The sequence below is a fragment of the Mesorhizobium sp. B2-7-1 genome, from assembly GCF_006440735.1.
Taxonomy (GTDB): Bacteria; Pseudomonadota; Alphaproteobacteria; order Rhizobiales; family Rhizobiaceae; genus Mesorhizobium.
On record NZ_VFUA01000002.1, the window covers coordinates 39,833 to 59,969 of the forward strand.

Genomic DNA, 20,137 nt, shown 5'->3' on the forward strand with positions numbered 1-20,137 from the left:
CGTGGCCGCTGATGGCCGACCATGGCGCGGCCTTTGCCACAGAGTGAAACGATGCCGAGAACAATCCGGACCCTGACCGCCAGCGAAGTGGAAACGCTTGTCGGCTGGGCGGCGGGGGAAGGCTGGAATCCGGGCATCGGCGATGCCGCGGCGCTACGGGCGGCCGATCCGGAGGGGTTCATCGGTGCCTTTGTCGGCGGCGAGATGGTGGCCGGCATTTCGGCCGTCGCATACGGCCCGGCTTTCGGCTTCATCGGCCTCTATATCTGCCGGTCCGACCGGCGTGGCGAAGGGCACGGCAAGGCGGTTTGGGAGGCCGGCATGGCCCGCCTCGGCAACCGCATCATTGGTCTCGACGGGGTGGCCGAGCAGCGAGCCAACTACCAGCGCATGGGCTTCGTGGCTGCCTACGAGACCGTCCGCCACAGCGGCCGCCCCGCCGGCTTGCCTGACGGCGGCGACATGCGGCCGGTGACGGCCGCCGACATGGCCGGACTGTTCGCCTATGACCGCCGATGCTTCCCGGCGGCGCGGGAAACCTTCCTTGGCGATTGGCTGCAGCAGCCGCGGATTGCGCGGCGCTCAGCCGGATCGGACGGCATCGCCGGCTACGGCGTGGCGCGCCGGTGCCGGGAGGGTTGCAAGGTCGGGCCGCTGTTCGCCGACGGGACGGTACTCGCCCTGGCAATGCTGGCGGACCTCTCTAACGCAACCGCCGGCGAGGCTTTGCATATCGACGTGCCGGCCGGCCAGGTTCAATTCACCGCCCTGCTGCAGGCCGCCGGCATGGTTCCGGGCTTCTCCACGACGCGCATGTACAAGGGCGGCAAGCCCGGCAACGCCCCCTCGACGGTTTTCGGCATCACGACGCTCGAACTGGGATGATCGCGGGCGGCACGGCATGCTGAGATCATTGTTTTGCCTGGCTGGTCCATGCGACATGGCCCAATGACGTGGTTGCCTTTGCCGGGCGATGCGTTTCGCGGAGGTTTATCGAATGGCTGGCAGGACTGTCCTGATCGCCGGCGGCGCCGGGGGAATGGGTCTGGCGACCGGACTGCGTTTCGCCGCTGACGGCGAGCGGATCGCGCTCGCCGATCTTCCCGGCCCCAAGCTCGACGCCGCCTTGGCGCGGATTGCCGCGACCGGGGCGGACGCGATCGGCTTGCCGCTCGATATCCGCTCCGCCGCCGCCTGCCGCGACGTGGTGGGCAAGGCCAGGGACTGGGGCGGCGCGATCGACATCCTCGTCAATGCCGCCGGCGTCTGGCTGGAGGGGCCGGCAAACCAGGTCGAGGAAGAGCAGTGGGACCTGGTGCTGGACGTCAATCTTAAGGGTGCCTTCTTCCTCATCTCGGCGGCCATCCAGCATCTGGCGGCGGCGCAAGGCGTGATCGTCAACATTGCCTCCGACGCCGGCATCGTCGGCAACAATGGGGCTTCCGTCTATTGCGCCTCGAAGGGCGGGCTGGTGCTCTTGACCAAGGCACTTGCCCTGGAGCTCGCGCCGCAAGGCATCAGGGTCAACGCCGTCTGCCCCGGCGACACGGCAACGCCGATGATCGAATATCAGGCCAAAACTTATGGTGGAGATGATCCCGACGGCTACAAGCGCCGGCTTCTCGGGCACTATCCGCAAGGGGACAAAGCAAGGTTCATCCAGGTGGAGGAGATTGCTTCCTTCATCCACTATCTTTGCCAGCCGGGCGCTGCGCCGATCACCGGGGCCGCGCTTTCGATCGATTTCGGCGTCAGTGCCGGTTATTGAACCCGGCGTGGGATCGGTTTCATCGCGGGTGTGATTGCCCGCGCCGGCATGCCAGCATTCTAACCGTGGAGAGGAAATGATCGTGTTCCGCAAGTCTCGCAAAGCGCTGGTGACCGGCGTGGGCGCCGCCGACGGCATCGGCATGGCGACCGCGCGGGCGCTGGGCGAGGCCGGACTTTCGGTCGTCATCACCGCTTCCTCTGCCCGCGTCGAGCAACGCGCGGAGGAACTGCGAGGGGAGGGGCTCGAGATAAGCGCTTGCGTGGCCGACCTGACGCTCTCCGGCGATGTCGAGCGTTTATGCTCAGAGGCCGGCGAGATCGATATCCTCGTCAACAATGCCGGGATGGGCACCGTTGCCCAGCCGGCATTGCAGCGGCGGTTTCTCGATCTCAGCGAAAGCGAATGGGACCGCGGCATCGATGTCAGCCTGAAGACTACCTTCTTGAGCACGCGCGGATTTCTGGCCGGTATGGTGCAACGCGGCCATGGCCGCGTCGTCAACATGGCCTCGGTGACCGGGCCTTACGTATCCAACGAAGGCGAAGCCGCCTATTCGGCGGCCAAGGCCGGCATGGTCGGGCTGACGCATGCGCTTGCCCTGGAGGTCGGCCGCAGCGGCGTAACGGTCAACGCCGTGGCGCCGGGCTGGGTAGCGACCGGAGCCTCGACGCCTGAGGAGCTCGTCGCCGCGCGGAACACTCCGCTCGGCCGCGCCGGCAGTCCCGTGGAAGTCGCGGCCGCCGTGCTGTTCCTGGCATCCGATGCAGCCAGCTATGTCAACGGTGCCGTCCTCGTCGTGGACGGCGGCAACATCCTGCAGGAACGCAAGGGATGAGCGCGGAGCCGCGCGAACAATGGTCAGGAGCTGTTCTGTCGCCTATATAGGCGTTTTCAGCCTGATCGTCGTTCCGTGACCCCTGCCGCCCGCCTGCAAGCCACAATCGAACTTATGCATGAAGTCGACAGCGTCGCGCGTCCCGCGGATGCGGTCGTCTCGGCGTGGTTTCGCGCCCGGCGCTATATCGGCGACAAGGACCGCGGCCAGATTCTGGAATTGCTCTATGCGTTTCTGCGGCATCATGCACGGCTTGGCTGGTGGCTGGGCAGGCATGGGCGCGAGGATACGGCCCGCAATCGGCTGCTTGCATGGCTTACGCTGAAGGAAGGCAAGACGCCCGATCAGGTCAAACGCTTGTTCGATGGCGCGAAGTTCTCACCTGCCGTCCTGACGGATCGCGAGCACGCGCTGCTGGTCAAATTGCAGGGAGGCACGATCGACCATCCAGGCATGCCGGAAGAGGTGCGCCTTGAATGCCCGTCCTGGGCGGCCGATCCTCTGCGGCGCCGTTTCAAGGAAGCGTTCAGGCAAGAGATGGCCGCGCTTTTGACGTCGGCGCCGCTCGACCTGCGCGTCAATCCGATCAAGTCGACGCGCGAGGCCATGCTTCGTGCGTTGAAAGATCTCGGCTTGCGGGCGGAGGCGTCGGCCATGGCTCCTTACGGCATTCGTGTAAATGAACGCCCCTCGCTGGCGAGCCTGCCGATGCTCACAACCGGCGAGGTCGAGATCCAGGACGAGGGTTCGCAGCTTGTCGCCATGCTGGTCGATGCCCGGCCGGGCGATCGCGTGGTCGATTTCTGCGCCGGCGCTGGCGGCAAGACGCTGGCTGTCGCCGCGCAGATGAACAACAAGGGCCACGTCGTCGCCTGCGACGTCATGGAGGGCCGTTTGAAGCGCGGTGCCGAGCGCTTTCGGCGGGCAGGGCTGCACAATATCGAGACGCGCCTTCTGGCCAGCGAAACGGATCGCTGGATCAAGCGCCACAAGGGTGGCTTCGACCGCGTGCTGGTGGACGCGCCATGCAGCGGCACCGGCACGTGGCGGCGCAACCCCGATGCCCGCTGGCGCGCGCCGGAGGAACACGGCCTGGACAATCTCGTGTCGTTGCAAGGCCGTATCCTGGCGAGCGCGGCGCGCCTGGTGAAACCCGGCGGGCGACTGGTCTATGCGACATGCTCCATGCTGCCCGGGGAGAATGAGGAGCAGGTGGCCCGCTTTCTGGCGGCACATCCCGCTTTTCGCGCCGTGCCGCTCAACGAGGCGGCGCCGCAGCTGACGAATTCAGCCCATTCGGATTATCTGTCGCTGACGCCGGCGCGCAACGACACCGACGGCTTCTTCGCCGCCGTCATGCAGCGGGATGCGGAGCCACCAGGCTGCGGCTGAGATAAGACATAGTAGTGTCGCTGGTTAATCGGCGGCTGATATTCGTGGCAACCGGAGAGGGGATCTGTGCTGTCAAGCCAGCATCGACTGCTGGGCGAAGATGCCCGCCATCGCGCCTTGCCAGGATGCCGTCGTGACCGAGGGGATGAGGGGGTTGGTGAGGTCCCCCGCGGCGTAGATGCCGGGCATGCTGGTTTCGCGGCGCTCATCGACCTTGAGGACGATGCCGAGGGGCGTATTTGCCGTGGCGAGGCCCAGTGATTCATGCAAGTTTGCGGACGGCTTGTTGCGCGGATGCGCGAACAGGATGTCGACAGCGACATCGGGGCCGACATTGAGCTTGAGGGTGGCATTATGGCCCCCATGACGGGCGATTTCAGTGATCCGGCCATCGACGACAGGTATGTTACGACGCGCCAGATCGGCCCGGATATCGGGAGGAATGTCGTGACCATCGGCGAAGACCGTCAACCTGTCGGTCCAATCGGGGAACAGCCTGACCTGATTTTGCGACTGCGGGCCGGACCAGACGAGACCCCAATGCTGGCCGGCGACTTCAAAGCCGTCGCAATAGGGACAGGGCACGATGGACGTGCCCCAGCCTTCGGCGAAGCCCGGCACATCAGGCATCTGGTCGGTAATGCCATAGCTCAGGATCAGCCGGTGCGCCCCGAGGCTTTCGCCATTGTCAGTGAGAACGGAGAAATCGTCGATGCCGCCGGAGATGCTGTCGGCCCGGGTATTGACCAGCGTGATCGCCGGATAACGCGCCAGCTGCTGCCGCGCCTCGGCCAGGATGTCCAGCGGTGGCTTGTGATCGTGGCCGAGCAGGCCGTGCGAGCGGCCGGCGAAGCGATTGCGCGGCAGGCCGGTATCAAGAACAGTGACCTTGCGGCGGGCACGGCCTAGCTGCAGGGCGGCGGCGAGACCGGCAAAGCTGCCGCCTATGATGATGACATCATCCATGGTGATAAGCTCCCTGTTGTGGATGGAGGGGGCTGGTCCCGTTGAAGCCTATCCATTGGCTTGCATATTTTAGGAACTGCATGGTATCGTAATTCAAGAATTAGGATACTGTCAAGGACTGGAATTGTGGTAACCGAGAAAAATACCCAGGCCCGGCGCGGCCGGCCCGCCAACGAGGCGCTTGGACAAACGATCGTCGACACGGCGGGCGAACTTTTTGCGGAACTGGGTTTTCAAGCGACGACATTGGACAAGGTCGCCCAGCGGGCGAAGATATCGAAGCTCAGCATCTATCGGCACTTTGAGAACAAAGAGGCGCTGTTTGGCGCGGCGTTTGCTGCCCGCTGCCAGCAATTAATACCACAGGCCCTTTTTGAAGGCGTCGAGGGTTCGGCCCAAGATCAGCTCATGGCGGTGGGATCATCACTGCTTCGCACGCTGTTGCGCCCGGATGTCCGCAATGTCGAAGCCATGGTCATGGCCGACATGACGAGCCAAAAGTCGTTGAGCAAGCTTCATTACGAAGCTGGACCCGCCCATATCATCGCCCAAATCGAGGCCCTGTTGCGTCAGTTGCACGCGAAGGCGGTTCTGAATGTGCCCGATCCTCTCCAGTCCGCCCGCTTGTTTGCCGCGCTTTTCAAAGGCTCCGATCTCCTGATTATCGCACGCTTCGATGAGGCGAGAGCAGAGGATGACAACCAAATCCAGTCCTATTGCCGGTCGGCCGTCGCCATGTTCATCGCCGCGCACGGTGGCAACGACCACGCGGGCGGATAGCCTAGGAGTACTTGCATGAAATTTTGAATGCTCGCGTTGACATCAACGCGAGCATTATCGTTGGTAGCGGGCTGACTGGCGGAGTAACGGCTACCACCCCATTCGAGGCCTTAGTGCCGGCTTAGCAGACCGTCAGCTTTGGGAAGCTGCAACGGTGGTCTGGACGGCAAAATAGAGGCGCCAAACTGCCGGCGGAATCGGATCTGCTTGTGGCTTGGATCGCCACCCGGCAGGCCAGTTATCCTGACGGTACGCTACAGAGAGGGCACCGGCCGCCTGCGGCTCACTTCTTTGGAAAGGGCACGCCCTTGGTGGTGAATCGCTGCCCTCTTCCGATCGGGCGCACGGGCCGCTTCGTGGCGGCGGCCTTGCCGGTTCCGGGCGGCTGGTGGGCCGGCACGAGCTGGTCGGGGCGAGGGCCGATGAGGTCGGCGCGGCCCATCTCCTTCAAGGCATCGCGCAGCAGCGGCCAATTGTCGGGGTCGTGGTAGCGCAGGAATGCCTTGTGCAGGCGGCGCTGCCGCCCGCCGCGAACGGTCTCGACCCTGTCGGTCGCGCCGCGCCGCACGCCCTTCAGCGTGTTGACGCCGGTATGGTACATGGCGGTCGCCGTCGCCATGGGCGAAGGCAGGAAGGTCTGCACCTGGTCGGCGCGGTAGCGGTTCTTCTTCAGCCAGAGCGCCAAATGCAGCATGTCCTCGTCGGTCGTGCCGGGATGGGCGGCGATGAAGTACGGAATGAGATAGTATTTCTTGCCGGCTTCCTTGGCGGCTGCGTCGAACATCTCCTTGAAGCGGTCATAGGTGCCGATGCCGGGCTTCATCATCTTGTCGAGCGGCCCGCGCTCGGTGTGCTCGGGCGCGATCTTGAGGTAGCCGCCGACGTGGTGGGTCACCAGTTCCTTGACATATTCGGGGCTCTTGACGGCCAGGTCGTAACGCACGCCGGAGGCGACCATCACTTTCTTGACGCCCTTGACCTCGCGGACCTTGCGGTAGAGCCGGATCAGGTCGTCATGCGAGGTGTTGAGGTTGGGGCAGATGTCGGGAAACACGCAGGACGGCAGCCGGCAGGCCGCCTCGATCTTGGGGTCCTTGCAGGCCATCCGGTACATATTGGCGGTCGGCCCGCCGATATCGGAGATCACGCCGGTAAAGCCCGGGGTCTTGTCGCGGATCTTCTCGATCTCGCGCAGGATCGAGCCCTCGGAGCGGTTCTGGATGATGCGGCCTTCATGCTCGGTGATCGAGCAGAACGTGCAGCCGCCGAAGCAGCCGCGCATCACCGTCACCGAGAACTTGATCATGTCCCAGGCGGGGATCTTGGCATCGCCATAGGACGGGTGCGGCGCGCGCGCATAAGGCAGGTCGTAGACGGCATCCATCTCGTCGGAGGTCAGCGGGATGGGCGGCGGATTGAGCCACAGGTCGCGGTCGCCATGGCGCTGGACGAGCGGGCGGGCATTGCCGGGGTTTGCCTCGCGGTGCAGCACGCGCGAGGCACGGGCATAGGCATCGCGGTCGTCCTCGACCTGCTCGAAGGACGGCAGCCGGATCACCGTGTCGCCGGGCGTGCGGCTGGCGCCCTCGTCGGCGGAATCGAGATCGTCGGCGTGCAGTTCGGTGAAGTGCTCGGGCACGCGGCGGAACAGGGCGACGCCCCTGACGGAATCGAGCTGGCGCGGTGTGTCGCCGGCGGCAAGCCGGTTCGCCACCTCGACGACGGCGCGCTCGGCATTGCCGTAGATCAAGAGGTCGGCCTTGGCATCGGCCAGGATCGAGCGGCGCACCTTGTCGGACCAATAGTCGTAATGGGCGATGCGGCGCAGCGAGGCTTCGATGCCGCCCAGCACGATAGGCACGTCCTTGTAGGCCTCGCGGCAGCGCTGCGTGTAGACGATCGTGCAGCGGTCCGGCCGCTTGCCGCCCTCACCGCCCGCCGTATAGGCGTCGTCATGGCGCAGCTTGCGGTCCGAGGTATAGCGGTTGACCATGGAATCGAGGTTGCCGCCGGTGATGCCGAAGAACAGTCTCGGCCTGCCTAGCGCCTTGAACGGCTCCGCCGACTGCCAGTCGGGCTGCGAGATGATGCCGACCCGAAAACCCTGGGATTCGAGCAGGCGGCCGATGATCGCCATGCCGAAGCTCGGATGATCGACATAGGCGTCGCCTGTGACGAGCACGATGTCGCATTCATCCCAACCGAGCGCCGTCATCTCGGCGCGGCTCATCGGCAGGAACGGCGCCGCCCGTCCGGCATGAGGCTTGCTGCCGGACAGCGGAGCGATGTTTTTCTGGGCGCTGGCTATGGTTTCCATGGCCACGACGTATAGGCCGCCGCCAAGGCGAATTCAATTAAGCTCGATTTGGGCTGCGGAAGAGATGCATCAGGACGTATCGGGGCGCAACGCTTGTCCGCACCATCGATCTCTTAGGTTTTTTGGAGGCCCTGGAGAGGGCTGGTAGCGGGAGACCGCTACAAGCGTTCCCCACCCTGTCAGATCGACGTTTCTACTCCGTTGTTAATGTCAGGCTTCGGGGATTACGCCGTCACCGCCCGGTTACGGGCCACGATGTCGTCGTGGCTCAGCCTACCGCCGGCCGCCATGAATTGCCTGAGAAGGGCGTCGCGATTGCCGGCAGCGCGAGACCGCTTCGCCGACTGCAGCGCCGATTTCAGCTCGTTTGCCGTCAGTTCCGTGCAATAGGCCGCGGTGCCAGGTTGCTGGCGCCAGGAGTCGCTGAGACTTCCAGCGTCGAGCGCGTCGAAGCCGGTGGCCTCGACCAATTGGATGGCAATGGCCTTGGCCTTCCCGTCGTCGCCCGCGACAGGGACTGCGATACGTCTGGATGCCCCTTTGGATTGGCCGCGCTCGGCCAGCGTCGTAGCCAGAACGGCGTTCCATGCTTTGACGACAGGACGACCGATCTGCTCGCTCACCCAAACGCTTTCGGGCTTGCCGCCATCGACCTCCGCGATCGCGCCGTCACGGAACGGATAATAGTTGGAGGTGTCGATCACCGCGACGTCGGACGGCACGTGGGTGAAGAGACCGGCCAGATCGGGATAGCTTGCGAACGGGATCGAAAGAACAATCACTTCGACGCCCTGCACGGCTTCCTCCTTCATCACGGCTGTAGCTCCAATGTCGCGGGCTAGATCGCGGATGGTGTCCGGCCCCTTCGAATTGGCGAGCTTGACCTGATGACCGCTGGCAGCAAGCTTTCGGGCCAAGGTCGCGCCGATGTTTCCAGCGCCGATGATTCCGATCTTCATTGGTATGTCCTCGTTAGTGCGATGGAAGGGCCGGCTTGCTCACCAAAAGTCTCACCCTCGAATGGGCGCCTGAGCTTTGCCGCGCGCCCTCAGACCGGCAGGCCGAGCTGCTTTCGCAGGCTCTTGTCGAATGCGGACGCGGGGACGAAGCGGCGCAGGAGACTGACCTGACGAGCCGTTTTTCCCGCCGCATAGCGCCTCCTCGGGTCTGGATCGGTCGCAGCCGCCAGAACGGTTTTGGCCACCAGTTCGGGCGTATCGCCCTTTTCCATTGCTTTGCGCACCGCCACTTTCATGCCCGCGCGCGATGAGTTGTAGATATCGAGCAACTGATCCGGCGTGGCGAGACTTTCTTCGAACGACGTGCGGGTATAGGCGGGCTCGACCAATGCCACGCGAATTCCGAACGGGCGCACTTCGTGGTCCAGCGATTCGGAGTAGCCCTCAATCGCGTGTTTGGTCGAGGCATAAAGCGCGAAATAGGGAGCGGGGATGAACCCCTGCACCGAACTCACATTGACGATCCTGCCCTCGCCCTGACGTCGCATCGTCGGCAGGACCGCGTTGGTCATTCGGAACACTCCGAAGACGTTCACGTCGAACAGCGCCTGAGCCTGAACAGTCGAGGATTCCTCGGCCGCGCCAAACAGGCCCATGCCGGCATTGTTGACAAGCAGGTCGATGCGCCCCGTTTCGGCCAGCACCTCGTCGACCAGTTGCGATACGGATGTGTCGTCGGTCACGTCGCAGGTCAGCATGGTCACGCCGCCGGGTTTTTTGGAGACCGCGCGACGGCTGGTGCCGAACACGCGAAAGCCCGCGCCCTGCAGCGCGTTGGCCGTTGCATGTCCGATGCCCGAGGATGCCCCTGTGACGATGGCAACGCCAGGATTGATCTTATTCATGGAAGCCACTTTCTTTGAGTTGGATTAGAGTGGGAGAGGCCGAAAGACCGAAGCAAAAGCGTCAATCATGAAGGGCTCCAGCGTTTACGCGGGCATCTTCCCAGCGCCGGAACAGAGCGCTGGCGTTTACCCCTCCGAAGCCAAAGCCGTTGGCGATCGCGTACTCCATCTCCATTGGCCGGGCCCGGTTCGCGACGAAGTCGATCCCTTCACCGGCTGGATCAGGGGTGCTCAAATTGAGGGTAGGCGGTGCGATCTGATCCCTGAGCGCCAGGATCGCGAAGATCGCGCCAAGCCCGCCGGCGGCGCCGAGCAGGTGTCCAGTCGCTGACTTCGTTCCGCTCACGGCTATCCCGAAATCGTGCCCGAACACACTCTTGATCGCTTCGATCTCACCAAGGTCGCCCACCGGTGTGGAGGTTGCATGGGCATTGAGATGACGCACCTCGCTTGGCGAAATCCCTGCCTGAGCGATTGCAATCTCCATGGCCCGGCGCGCGCCATCGCCGTCCTCGGGGCCGGAAGTGACGTGGTGTGCATCCGCCGTCGTGCCATAGCCGACGACCTCGGCGAGCGGTTCAGCGCCGCGCGCAAGCGCATGGCTCAATTCTTCGATAACCAGGACGCCTGCGCCTTCGCCCATGACGAAACCGTCCCGCGACATGTCGAATGGACGCGAGGCCTGATCGGGACGGTGATTGAAGGAGGTCGAAAGCGAGCGTGCGGCTGCAAAACCGCCGAGACTTACGATGTTCATGCATGCTTCGGTTCCACCGCATACGGCGACATCTGCTTCATCGGCGCGGATGATGCGAGCCGCATCGCCGATTGCCTGAATGCCGGCGGCGCACGCCGTCACCGGTGCGCCGATCTGGCCCTTGAAGCCGTAGCGGATCGATATGTGGCCCGCCGCGAGATTCACCAAGAAAGAGGGCACCGTGAACGGCGAAAGACGCCGAACACCGCGCTGGTCGACCGTCCGCACCGCCTCGGTTATGGCAGGAAAACCTCCGACACCTGAAGCGATGATCGTCGCGGTGCGAACCCGATCGCTCTCCGAATCCGGCTTCCATCTCGCCTGGGCCAGCGCCTCTTCCGCCGCGGCCAAAGCGAATAGAATGAAGCGGTCAATTCTGCGCTGGTCCTTCGGAGCCACGAAGGCATTGGCATCGAGGCCGGCCTCGGAATCGTCTTCCAGTGTGGGAACCACGCCGCCGATCTTCGCAGGCAAATCTCCAACGACCTCGTCGGCGAGCCTCCGGATGCCCGAGCGGCCGGCCAGGAGACGCGACCAGGACGTTTCGACATTGGCGGCAAGGGGGGTGACCGCGCCCATGCCCGTAACAACAATCCGCCGCATCTATTCTCCTTTCGATTCCGGCACTCCTCCGATGCCAACTGGCGTGGCTCGGGGCTGGCGCGGCGGGGGCAGCCAGCCGAGCTGGATGACCGTCTCGCCGCTCGGAGTGCAAACGACCGAAAAGTTCGTAATCGAAGATGTCAGCATCACGCCTGCCCCGCCCTTGTACGCAATTCCGAGACTTGCGCTTCGAGGCCCCTTACTCGCCTTTCGAGGAGATCCAGCTCGGTAGCGTCGACCGCCTCCTCAAACCGGCGCAATGCTTCTAGCCACTGGCGCCAAGGCGCCCGAGAAAATAGCCGCCGAAAATTCGGTCGGATCCGTCGCCTGTTGGTTGGGGAAGCCTTCGTCATCGGGGCGTTCCCCGTTGGCGATCAGCGGCCAGCCCTGCCTGTATGCTCTCGGCTGCTGCTTGCAGAAACTTTTCCGACAGTTGCTCGTCGTTGAGGGCCCGCGAAAGGACGACCGCACCGACCATGGTCGAGAGAACGGCCATGGCCTTTCCACCGGGATCCTCGCCGTGGGCATCGCCAACCCACCCATCGAGCAGCTCGAGATATTCCCTGATCCCGGCTTCGAACGATGCTTTTACGTCACTGCCCTGCCTGGCAGCATCCGAGCCCAGTGCCACGACCGGACAGCCGTCCATCCTTTCTTCGCGATGTCCGGCACTAAGGTAAAACGCGATCACAGCACCAAGCGGGTCCTTGGGATTTTTCGCGGCCGCGTCCGACCATCGACGCGATGCGTGCTCCAGCGCCCGCCTGGACGCCAGCGCTTCCAAGTCCTCCTTTGACGCGAATTGCTTGTAAAAGGCGCCCTGGGTCAGGCCAGCGCCCTTCATCAGATCCTTGAGGCCGATGCCGTCGAAACCATGCTCCCGAAAAAGCCGGCTGGCCACATCGATCACGGTTTGCCGGTTCTGCTCAGCCTGAATGCGGCTTACGCGCATCGTTGCTCTCCTTTTAGATTGCGTATTAAATCTATATCTCAATTAGAGACCGAACGCAATCTATCAAGAGGAGATGCGAAACAGGTGGCTCGCCCATGATCGGTGTCGCGGTTTGCCGCAGGCCGAGTATGTCTCTTCTTTTTAGATTGCATGTGAAATCTAAATGCTATAGAGTTCAATCACAATCTATTAAGAGGAAATACGACGATGATCCGCAGAACCCTGATTGCCTCGCTTCTGGCCGTGCTGTTCGTGGCGACGCCGGCCATTGCCGATGAAGCCACCATCGGACACCCCCTCAAAGCCGGCAGCCTGCACGACGGACGCCTCGACATGGTGGTCTATTACGTTCCAACCGACGGCGGTCTCCTGGAGGTCACTGCCACCTTCGCGCCGAAGGGCGGAGGCGATCCGCAACGCGTCGTCATGGGGCTCGCCGACCGCGACTCCGTGGCCTTCTCCATGCCTGGCTACCGGGGCTCGCTCTACGCGTTCTCGAGGTCCGGCGAGGAGGTGACGGTTTCGACTGTGTCCGACATGCACCCGCGCACCAACGCGCTGCCGGGCTGACCAGTCGCACTGATCGCAGTCTGCCGCTGCCGGCCGACACGCAGGACCACGGCGTAGAATGTGAACGCAATCTATTTCGACATGAGGCGACGGGCATGAAAAAGAGAGCCGCTATTATGCTGGGCGCGATCCTGATCGCGGGGGCAGGTGCGATTGCGCTGTCTGGAGCGACGGCATTCGCCACATTTGCCAATCGCGCGAAGGGCGCTTCCGTCGCCGCCGACCCGAGACAGGAACCCCCGATCGTCAGACTGGTGACGGGAGAGCAAGTCACCGGCTCTGCGCGCAGCTTTACCGGCATCGTAGCGGCGAGAGTACAGAGCAACCTTGGTTTTCGCGTGCCCGGCAAGATTGTCGAGCGCCTCGTGGATGCTGGCGATCAAGTCAAGGCTGGTCAGCCGCTCATGCGAATTGATGAGACCGATCTGCAACTTGCGCTTACGGCAAAGCGTAACGCCGCCGCTGCGGCACACGCTGTCCTGATCCAGGCAGCAGCAGACGAGAAGCGCTATGCGGCTTTGGTGAAAGACGGATTGGCTGCAACTCCGCAGCGGTACGAACTGGCAAAGGCCGCGCTGGATACCGCTACGGCCCAGTTCGCCGCCGCCGAAGCGGATGCGAAGGTCGCGGAGAATGAGGCGGCCTACGCGGTCCTGGTGGCGGACGCCGATGGAACGGTGGTCGATACACTCGGCGAGCCGGGTCAGGTCGTCTCCGCCGGCCAGACAGTGGTCCGGATCGCCCAGGCCGGCCCCCGGGAAGCGGTTGTCGCGCTTCCCGAAACGATACGGCCGGCGATCGGCTCAGCAGCCGAGGCCAGCGTGTATGGTGGTGATGAGCACCTTCATACGGCACATCTGCGACAATTATCCAACTCCGCCGATGCCCAGACCCGCACCTATGAGGCGCGCTATGTGCTCGATGGCGAGGCAGCGGCGGCACCGCTTGGCGCGACGGTGACCATTCGGGTCGCAAGCCAGGCCAGTCAGCCGGAGGTCCAGGTGCCGCTGGGAGCCGTGCTCGACGACGGCAAGAAGACCGGCGTCTGGGTCTTGGACAAGGGCACGTCGACCGTACATTTTCAACCCGTCCAGCTTGTTCGTGTAGCCAGCGAAACCGCGGTGATCTCTGGACTAAGCTCCAGCGTTCCCATCGTGTCGCTCGGCGCTCATCTCCTGCAGGAGGGTGCTCGCGTCAGGACTGCCTCCGAAAGCGGGAGCAACTGAGGATGAACCTCAATCTTTCCGCGATCGCCGTTCGCGAACGCGCCGTCACCCTGTTCTTCATCCTCCTGCTGGTGGCCGCCGGCGCCTACGCCTTCCTTATGCTCGGCCGGGCGGAGGACCCCAACTTCACCATCAAGACCCTGACGGTCACGACGGCGTGGCCGGGCGCGACTGCGCGCGAGATGCAGGACCTCGTCGCCGAACCTTTAGAGAAGCGGCTTCAGGAGCTGACCTGGTACGACCGGGTGGAGACGACCACACGGCCGGGCTATGCGTATATGACGGTCACGCTGAAGGACAGCACACCGCCATCCGCCGTGCAGGAAGAATTCTACCAGGCCCGCAAGAAACTCGGGGATGAGGCCCGCAACCTGCCGCCTGGCGTCTACGGCCCGTTCGTCAACGATGAATATTCCGACGTCAGCTTCGCCCTCTACGCGCTCAAGGCCAAAGGCATGCCGATGCGAGAGCTGGCCAGGCAGGCCGAGGCGATCCGCCAGGACCTTCTGCACGTACCCGGCGTCAAGAAGATCAACATTCTCGGTGAACGACCCGAACAGATTTTCGTCGAGTTCTCCTATGCCAAACTGGCGACGCTCGGCGTGTCGGCCCGGGATATCGTTGCCGCCTTGCAGCGGCAGAACACTGTCACGCCGGCGGGCTCGATCGACACCCAGGGGCCGCAGGTCTTCATAAGGGTCAATGGCGCGTATGACAGTGTCCAGGCGATCGCCGACACGCCGATCGTTGCCGCGGGGCGGACGCTGAGGCTTTCCGACGTCGCCGAGGTCCGTCGCGGCTATGAAGATCCTCCAACCTATCTCATCCGGCGCCAGGGCGAGCCCACGATCATGCTCGCGGCGGTCATGCAGGAGGGCTGGGATGGTCGCGCGCTCGGCAAGGCGCTGGAGGACAGGACGGCGGTCATCGTACGGACATTGCCGCTCGGGATGACGCTCGACAAGGTGTCCGACCAGGCCGTCAACATCACCTCGGCGGTCGACGAGTTCATGATGAAGTTCGCGATGGCGCTCGGCGTGGTGCTGCTGATCAGCCTGCTCAGCATGGGCTGGCGCGTCGGCATCGTCGTGGCGGCCGCCGTGCCCCTGACGCTCGCCGCCGTGTTCCTCATCATGCTGGAAACCGGGCGGTTCTTCGACCGCATCACGCTCGGCGCCCTCATCCTGGCGCTTGGTCTTCTCGTCGACGACGCCATCATCGCCATCGAGGTGATGGTGGTGAAGATGGAAGAGGGCATGGACCGCATCACGGCGGCGGCCTACGCGTGGAGCCACACCGCGGCGCCGATGCTGTCGGGAACGCTGGTGACGATCGCCGGCTTCCTGCCGGTGGGCTTCGCGCGCTCGACTGCCGGCGAATATGCCGGCAACATCTTCTGGGTCGTGGGTTTCGCCCTTATCGTATCCTGGATCGTCGCCGTGGTCTTCACGCCCTATCTCGGCGTCAAGATGCTGCCCGCGATCAAACCGATCGAAGGGGGGCATCACGCGATCTACGACACGCCGAACTATCGGCGCCTGCGGCGGCTCATCACCTTTGCCGTGCGCCACAAGTTCGTGACCTCAGGTATCGTCGGCATCGCCTTCGCGCTTTCCGTTGTCGGCATGGGCGCCGTCAAGCAGCAGTTCTTCCCGACATCCGACCGCCCTGAAGTTCTGGTGGAGGTTCGCCTGCCGGAAGGCACCAGCATCGAGACGACGACCGCCACGGTCGAGAAGCTCGAGCACTGGCTCGACGGCCAGCCTGAGGCCAAGATCGTCACGAGCTATGTCGGTCAGGGCGCCCCGCGCTTCTTCTTCGCGATGGCGCCTGAACTGCCCGATCCCGCCTTTGCCAAGATCGTCGTTCTGACCCCGAACGCCGAGGCGCGCGAGGAATTGAAGCATCGGCTTCGGGAGGCAGTGGCACAGGGGCTCGCGCCGGAAGCCAATGTGCGCGTCACGCAGCTCGTGTTCGGCCCCTACACGCCGTTCCCGGTCGAGTTCCGGGTCATGGGGCCTGATCCGGCACAACTCTACAGCATCTCCGAGAAGGCGCTCGACGTCATGCGGCGTGTCCCGGACGTGCGGCAAGCCAACCGCGACTGGGGCAATCGCACGCCCGTGATTCGCTACGTCCCGGATCAGGATCGGCTGAACCTCATCGGCCTCTCCCCGGCGGAGGTGGGCCAGCAGCTCCAGTTCCTCTTGACCGGCGTTCCTGTGACACAGGTCCGCGAGGACATCCGCAATGTTCCCATCGTGGCGCGCAGCGCCGGCGACGAACGGCTGGATCCGGCGCGCCTGGCGGATTTCTCGCTGATGAGCCGGGATGGCCGGCAGATTCCGCTCGACCAGATCGGTCATTCCGAGATCCGTCTGGAAGAACCGATCCTGAAGCGCCGTGACCGCACGCCGGTCATCACGATCCGCTCCGACATCAACGAAGCGACCCAGCCTCCGGAGGTCTCAAAGCAGATCAGGAAAGCCCTTCAGCCACTGATCGCATCCCTTCCGGCCGGCTATAGCATCGAAATGGGCGGATCGATCGAGGAGGCCGAGAAGGCCAACACCGCGTTGGGCAAGATCTTCCCGGCCATGATCGCCGCCATGCTGATCGTCATCATGCTGCAGGTGCGATCCTTCTCGACGATGTTCATGGTCGTGCTGACGGCACCGCTTGGCCTCGTCGGCGTCGTGCCGATGCTGCTCACCTTCCATCAGCCCTTCGGCTTCAACGCCATCCTGGGCCTGATAGGATTGGCCGGCATCCTGATGCGCAACACGCTGATCCTGACCGAACAGATCAAGGAAAACCGAGCCGCCGGCCTGGACGACTATCACGCCGTCATCGAGGCCACGGTGCAGCGCGCCCGGCCCGTGATCCTAACCGCGCTTGCTGCGGTGCTGGCCTTCATACCCCTCACGCACTCCGTCTTCTGGGGATCGATGGCCTATACGCTGATCGGCGGCACGGCGGTCGGCACGGTGCTGATCCTGCTCTTCCTTCCCGCGCTCTATACCGCATGGTTCAGGATCAAACCGACAGCGGTGGAGACTCATGAAGCTCCGATGCAGGATCCGGAACCAGAACTGCGGCTGGCAATGGCTGCAGAATAGGACCCGGTTGCCGGAGAAGACCGGGCCAAGTTTCTCGCCCGCAGGAACCTGCCCTGCGGGGGCGCGATCGTACCCGTTCACGGATGACCGACCGCACGAGCTTGGCATGTCTGATCGATCACTTCCGGAGACGTCGATGAACCAGCCGATCGAAATGCGAACTGATCTCGACGGGGTGCGCGCGCGCATTTTGGAAGTGGCGGAGGAGCACTTTCGCCGCATTGGCTATCATAAGACCACGATGGCCGACATCGCCACCGACCTGGGCATGAGCCGGGCAAATGTCTACCGTTTCTTTCCCTCTAGGGATGCAATCAATGGGTTCATCTGCAAGCGGATCCTAACCGAGGCTGCCGACATCGCCTTTGTGATCGCAGGCGCGAACGACACGGCCTCGGAGAAACTCGGTCGGCTTTTGATCGCTGTCCACCAGCATCGCAAGGCGACGCTGATCGAGCAGAAGCACATGCACGACATGATTGTCGCGGTCATGCAGGAGAACTGGGCGATCGTCAAAGCTCATATCGAGTGGATGGTGACGGTTTTCGAGGCGATCATTCGCGAGGGCGTCGAGGCGGGCGAATTCAAGGTCGGCGACCCGGCAGAGGCGGCGCGTGCCGTCAAGACCGCCTTCATGCCGTTCTTCCATCCGCTTCTGATCGAGCACTGCGTCCAACACGGCGAAGACACCGAGGCGAGCCTGCGCGAGCAGATCCGCTTTATCGTGAAAGCGCTTGCCAAGTCGGACTAATGCATGTCGCCCAGAAGTGTGCGCGGTTCTGGGACAACGACATGCATCAAAACAAAGACTTAAAGCGCGTCGCCTGAATCCGGTTCAGCGCGACGCGCTTTCAGTGGCGTGCCAAAACAAACGGCATGCAATGTGCGGCAACCAGGCCGATGCGGCCGTGCGTCATATCCGTCAGTCGCTGAGACATTCGCGAAGCCGACTACTGATATCGGGAGCCGGCGGCGTCTACGACGTTCGTCGGCACCATTTCAATGGTTTATAATGATTTTGGTAGCGGGAGAGCGCTACCGCCTTTCCCCCCACTCACTAGCTCGGCGGTTCCTGCTCCGTTGCCTTGGATAGGGATTCACTTGGAGAAGGTTCTGCCCTTTGCCGGAACTTCGATCCTCGTTGCCGCAGGAAGTTCATCGAGGCGCGGCACAGCGCCCAGAGCCCGCTGGGTAATAGCGAGAGTTATCAAGACATTGGTCGGCCGGCCGTTGGGTGGGCCGCGAGCTTTCGGCTTCAATGCATGATGACATAGTGTTTGACACTAAACCACCTTGCCTGTAGCGTCTAATTCGCCTGTTAAGCAGGTAGGTGGCAACGAGGCCACCATATAGATATCAAGGCAAAAGGGCCTCCCTTTGACTCCGCTTCAGGAGCCATTGGGAGGCCTTTGTCGTTTGTGCGATACCGACCGAGAAGCCAAGGGGAACAGGCGCCGGTTGGCCGGGAAAGCGGGGAGAGGCGCGGAAGAAGGCATCAGCCCACTGCGATCCATATCCAACCAATTCACGGCCAAAGGCACTCACCCGAGGAAACGCGGGGACGGACAAGGGCGTCTCATCGCGACGACGGGCCTCCACGCAACGCGATTGACCCAGGAGGGTGCAATGACGAAAACCTCGGACATCGACAAGCTCGATGAAGTCGACCACGTCCTCGGCGAAGAATACGAGCACGAACCCGTTCCCGCTTCGGCCAGACGAAGCACTTTCTCTGTGACGACCGTCTGGATCGGTTTCCCGATGATCATCACCGGTGCCATGACCGGATCCATCCTCGTGCTCGGCATGGGCTTCCGCAATGCCCTCTGGGCCATGGTGATCGGCAACCTCATCATGTTCGCCTATGTCGGCGCTCTCGGCGTGCTGGGAACACGGCGCGGCATGAACTTCGCTCTTCTCGCCTCCATCGTCTTCGGCAAGAAGGGCTACGTCTTCGCTTCCGGCCTGCTGTCGACGCTGCTGCTCGGATGGTATGCCGTTCAAACCGGCATCACCGGCGCCCTCATCAACTCGACCTATGGGCTGAACTATATCGCCATGACCACAGTTGCCGGTCTGCTTTACATCGGCATCACCTTTATCGGCGTGCGGGGCCTGCATCTCATCGGCCTGGTGTCGGTGCCGCTGTTTGTAATCCTTGGCGGCTGGGTCGCGCTCGATTCCGCTGCCACCTCCGGATGGAATGCGGTCTTCGACTATCCCGGCAACAACGGCGCGGCGACCATGACGATGGGCGTTGGCCTCACCGTGGTGATCGCGCTGTTCATCGACGCCGGCACCGTCTCCGCCGACTTCAACCGTTGGGCTAAGGATTCACGCAGCTCCATCATCGCGACCTTCTCGGCGTTTCCGTTCGCCAACATTCTGGCGATGCTGATCGGCGGCGTGATGACCGCGGCGCTGGCCGTGCCGAACGCCAACCCGTTCGGCGCCGACAACATGTTCGGCTATATCAACGGCAGGCAGATCGGCTGGCTCAGCGTGCTCGCCTTCTTGTTCCTCTACTGCAATCTCGGCTCGGTTTGCGCGCACTGCCTCTACAATTCGGCAACCGGCTGGTCGCGCATACTGCATACGCGCATGCGCGTCATGGCGGTGGTGCTCGGCATAATCGGCATCGTTATTGCCGCCGGCAATGTCTGGGCTTTCTTCATCGAATGGCTGTCGCTGCTCGGCGTGCTGGTGCCGCCCATCGGCGCCATCGTTCTGGTCGACCAGTATCTCTATCGCAAGAACGCGGAGATCAGCGAAGACTGGCGGCCAACGGCCTTCATCGCCTGGGCCATCGGATCGGCGGTCGCGCTGATTGTCGAGTTCTATGCACCGCATTTCTCGACGGCCATCAGCGCCATGCTGGCCGGCGGCATCGCCTATGCCGTCATTGGCCGGCAGCCGCAAACAGCACGAGCCACGGCCTGACATACGAACAGGACGGGGCCAGCTTGCTGGTCCCGTCTTCCCATT

At 63.2% G+C, this 20,137-nt stretch carries 16 protein-coding genes; 10 read left to right on the plus strand and 6 right to left on the minus strand.

Annotated elements, in window-relative coordinates; genetic code table 11:
- The first annotated feature begins 51 nt into the window (after window positions 1-51).
- The 4 genes from FJ471_RS01240 to FJ471_RS01255 all read left to right on the plus strand — a co-directional run bounded on the left by FJ471_RS01240 (window position 52) and on the right by FJ471_RS01255 (window position 3,998).
- The gene (locus FJ471_RS01240) at window positions 52-885 is read left to right on the plus strand and encodes a GNAT family N-acetyltransferase (RefSeq protein ID WP_140801366.1); all 834 of its coding nucleotides are present in this window, start codon (window positions 52-54) and stop codon (window positions 883-885) included.
- Between the two features lie 112 nt (window positions 886-997).
- Window positions 998-1,768, plus strand: coding sequence for an SDR family oxidoreductase (locus tag FJ471_RS01245; RefSeq protein ID WP_140801367.1), 771 nt, complete (start codon window positions 998-1,000; stop codon window positions 1,766-1,768).
- Between the two features lie 82 nt (window positions 1,769-1,850).
- Window positions 1,851-2,606, plus strand: a complete 756-nt coding sequence (locus FJ471_RS01250) for an SDR family NAD(P)-dependent oxidoreductase (RefSeq protein ID WP_246684565.1) — start codon at window positions 1,851-1,853, stop codon at window positions 2,604-2,606.
- A gap of 114 nt (window positions 2,607-2,720) precedes the next feature.
- On the plus strand, window positions 2,721-3,998 hold the full coding sequence (locus FJ471_RS01255; RefSeq protein ID WP_210241988.1) for an RsmB/NOP family class I SAM-dependent RNA methyltransferase: 1,278 nt from the start codon (window positions 2,721-2,723) through the stop codon (window positions 3,996-3,998).
- Window positions 3,999-4,070: 72 nt separating this feature from the next.
- Here the strand turns inward: FJ471_RS01255 and FJ471_RS01260 are convergent, their stop codons facing one another.
- A complete protein-coding gene (locus tag FJ471_RS01260; protein ID WP_140801370.1) occupies window positions 4,071-4,964 on the minus strand; it encodes an NAD(P)/FAD-dependent oxidoreductase in 894 nt (297 codons plus the stop codon).
- A 126-nt stretch (window positions 4,965-5,090) separates the two neighbouring features.
- On the opposite strand from FJ471_RS01260, the gene FJ471_RS01265 reads away from it, so the two are divergent.
- Window positions 5,091-5,744: a TetR/AcrR family transcriptional regulator gene (locus FJ471_RS01265; protein ID WP_140801371.1), complete on the plus strand. Its 654-nt coding sequence runs from the start codon at window positions 5,091-5,093 to the stop codon at window positions 5,742-5,744.
- A 283-nt stretch (window positions 5,745-6,027) separates the two neighbouring features.
- On the opposite strand, the gene FJ471_RS01270 is transcribed toward FJ471_RS01265, so the two are convergent.
- From FJ471_RS01270 to FJ471_RS01290, 5 genes are all read right to left on the minus strand, one after another.
- Window positions 6,028-8,061, minus strand: a complete 2,034-nt coding sequence (locus FJ471_RS01270; RefSeq protein WP_140801372.1) for a YgiQ family radical SAM protein — start codon at window positions 8,059-8,061, stop codon at window positions 6,028-6,030.
- Between the two features lie 224 nt (window positions 8,062-8,285).
- A complete protein-coding gene (locus FJ471_RS01275; protein ID WP_140801373.1) occupies window positions 8,286-9,020 on the minus strand; it encodes an NAD(P)-binding domain-containing protein in 735 nt (244 codons plus the stop codon).
- 89 nt (window positions 9,021-9,109) lie between these two features.
- Window positions 9,110-9,925, minus strand: coding sequence for an oxidoreductase (locus FJ471_RS01280; RefSeq protein ID WP_140801374.1), 816 nt, complete (start codon window positions 9,923-9,925; stop codon window positions 9,110-9,112).
- 61 nt (window positions 9,926-9,986) lie between these two features.
- A complete protein-coding gene (fabF, locus tag FJ471_RS01285) occupies window positions 9,987-11,285 on the minus strand; it encodes a beta-ketoacyl-ACP synthase II (protein ID WP_140801375.1) in 1,299 nt (432 codons plus the stop codon).
- Between the two features lie 349 nt (window positions 11,286-11,634).
- The gene (locus tag FJ471_RS01290; protein ID WP_140801376.1) at window positions 11,635-12,237 is read right to left on the minus strand and encodes a TetR/AcrR family transcriptional regulator; all 603 of its coding nucleotides are present in this window, start codon (window positions 12,235-12,237) and stop codon (window positions 11,635-11,637) included.
- 207 nt (window positions 12,238-12,444) lie between these two features.
- Here FJ471_RS01290 and FJ471_RS01295 point away from each other — a divergent pair, with 207 nt between their 5' ends.
- From FJ471_RS01295 to FJ471_RS01320, 5 genes are all read left to right on the plus strand, one after another.
- Window positions 12,445-12,807, plus strand: coding sequence for a hypothetical protein (locus FJ471_RS01295; RefSeq protein WP_140801377.1), 363 nt, complete (start codon window positions 12,445-12,447; stop codon window positions 12,805-12,807).
- A 95-nt stretch (window positions 12,808-12,902) separates the two neighbouring features.
- Window positions 12,903-14,033, plus strand: a complete 1,131-nt coding sequence (locus FJ471_RS01300; RefSeq protein ID WP_140801378.1) for an efflux RND transporter periplasmic adaptor subunit — start codon at window positions 12,903-12,905, stop codon at window positions 14,031-14,033.
- Window positions 14,034-14,035: 2 nt separating this feature from the next.
- Window positions 14,036-17,152 carry an efflux RND transporter permease subunit gene (locus FJ471_RS01305; RefSeq protein ID WP_140801379.1) on the plus strand — a complete coding sequence of 1,039 codons (3,117 nt, stop codon included), beginning with the start codon at window positions 14,036-14,038 and terminating at the stop codon, window positions 17,150-17,152.
- Window positions 17,153-17,288: 136 nt separating this feature from the next.
- On the plus strand, window positions 17,289-17,903 hold the full coding sequence (locus FJ471_RS01310; protein WP_140801380.1) for a TetR family transcriptional regulator: 615 nt from the start codon (window positions 17,289-17,291) through the stop codon (window positions 17,901-17,903).
- An 875-nt stretch (window positions 17,904-18,778) separates the two neighbouring features.
- Window positions 18,779-20,092, plus strand: coding sequence for a cytosine permease (locus FJ471_RS01320; protein ID WP_140801381.1), 1,314 nt, complete (start codon window positions 18,779-18,781; stop codon window positions 20,090-20,092).
- Window positions 20,093-20,137 lie beyond the last annotated feature (45 nt).